Source organism: Spiroplasma sp. ald, assembly GCF_044714355.1.
GTDB classification, from domain to species: Bacteria; Bacillota_I; Bacilli_A; order Mycoplasmatales; family Mycoplasmataceae; genus Spiroplasma; species Spiroplasma phoeniceum.
In genome coordinates this window covers 1-2,173 of the sequence record NZ_RXFY01000142.1, presented here as the reverse complement: position 1 = coordinate 2,173, position 2,173 = coordinate 1, and the positions used below count along the sequence as shown (strand labels likewise).

Genomic DNA, 2,173 nt, shown 5'->3' with positions numbered 1-2,173 from the left:
CCAAAATGTACTTAAATTTATTTAAAGACAAGTGAGATGTTATTGCTTCTTATATGCAATATTATAAAATTAACGATATTTTAGATTTAGCATCAGATGGATGAAAAATATTACAAATTGACAAAAAAATAAANCAAATAAATTAAAATATATTATTGCAATTGACCCTGCTGGAATTGGACAAACTGGTATTATTATTTATAATGTTTTGCAAAAGAAAATAATTAATAATATTACTTTTACTTCCAAAAATGAAGAAGAAGCAATAAATAATATGTATTTAATATTAAATGAGTTTAAAAATAAAATTTGTTATTATTTAAATAAAGTTATTGTAATAATTGAAGATTATCAACTTCATAAAGGTTTAAAAATAAAAAACCCATTATCTACTCCTAAATTCATTGGTGGTTTAAAAGTTTTATGCAAATATCTATTTAATTTAAATTATGTTTTACAATCACCAGTTATTAAGAAAAATTATTTTTATAAAGGAAATATTAAAATGACAGAACACGAACACGATGCTTGGAAACATTTACAATATTTTATAACAAAAGGAGTTGATAAAAATGGCACAAGCAAAAAGTAATTTACCTAAAAAATCAACAACTAATAAACCTAAAATAAAAAATAAAAAAGTTAATAAATTAGAATTAACTGTTAGATTACATGAAAATCCGATTAAAACTAAAATTAAGGCACTGGTTGCTGGTGGGATTGAAGTTGATGCTTGTTCGGCTAAATGTCAATGAGATGGATTAAATTACTCAACATTATCAATATATAACCCATCTATTTTAACTGAGTTTTTGAAATTAAAAAAAGATGATGAGATAAAAATTAAAGGCTCAGTATTTAATCAGTTCAATATAAAAACTAAACGATATTTTTTATCTTTTAGAGTTGATAGTTTCGAAATTATTAAAAAAGCAATTAGAAAAAGAACAAACACAAATATTAAAAAATAAGGGAGTTAAAAAATGGTAAAAAATGTAAAATATGTTCTTGTTAATGAAAACAACGAACCAATTAAAGATGAAAATGATAACTTAGATATTAAAACAGCAGAAGTTATTTTAGAAAATTCTGAAGAAATTAATGAATTTAATGCAAATAATTTAGAAAATAGCAATCAACAAATCAACGAATTGCAAACCAAAAACACTGAATTAATTTCACAATTAGAACAACAAACTATGCAATTAAAACAAATTGAAATTAATAAATTCAATAATTCTTTAACTGATAATGAAGAATTTAAAAATGTCTTACTNAAATCTTATGATATTAATGATGANATTGAAGTTATTAAANCACATTTACAAAGTGTTTATGATGAATTAATTAAGGTACAAACAGTTAATACTGGCGGTGTACCAAAAGTAGAAAACAAAGAAAACAATATTTTAGATACAGACAATGTATTTAATAAATAGAAAGAGGGAAGTAAAATATGGCACAAAACCCACAAAGAATTTTCGGAGATATTGCTAATCAAGCAACAAAACGAGACCGAGAAACATTTGAACAATGATATTTACAAACTTATCAACAAAAATTTAGTTGAGAAGCATTATTTGCTTGAAAAGAAGCAAATAAATTTGGTTTAACATATAAAAGAAAGAAAAATATTAAATACAATGAAGGTTTAGGAGCAAACGGTCAAGTATTTAATACTGATGATAACCTACTAAAATATTCAACAGTGGAATTTGAAGATGGAATTGTTGAATTAGATACAATTTTAACTTTTGCTCGTAAATTAGACCCTGTAGAAAGTGATTTTAATCCTAATCTTTGGGCTGCCGATATTGAGCAAGCAATGGATACTGAGGTTGCTTATAAACGCAATAAAATTTTAGAAATTATTAATAAAGGAACAGTTACAACTATTCAAGGACAAAAAGCAGATGATACAAATGCTTTACAAATCCACGATGAAATTATGGATAAAATATATGAAAACGGCTTTACCCCATCAGAAACAGTTGTATTAGGTTCGGCTGATTTTATTCGTGGAATTCGTAATAAATTACAGTTACAACTTGGAGCAAACGATCAAATAAATAGCGTAATTGAAACGAGTGGAGCAATGAAAACTGTTGAAGGAACAACATACTATATGGTTCCTAAAAAATTACCAATTATTAATAAAGATGGTTCAGAAGGA

General features: G+C 24.9%; 2 protein-coding genes. Both read left to right on the top strand.

The annotated features are described in order from the left end of the window. Positions 1-572: 572 nt before the first annotated feature. A complete protein-coding gene (locus tag EHU54_RS05635) occupies positions 573-971 on the top strand; it encodes a hypothetical protein (RefSeq protein ID WP_400249416.1) in 399 nt (132 codons plus the stop codon). A gap of 485 nt (positions 972-1,456) precedes the next feature. Next, positions 1,457-2,173: hypothetical protein (locus tag EHU54_RS05630; protein ID WP_400249415.1), on the top strand; the 717-nt coding region annotated here is incomplete at its 3' end.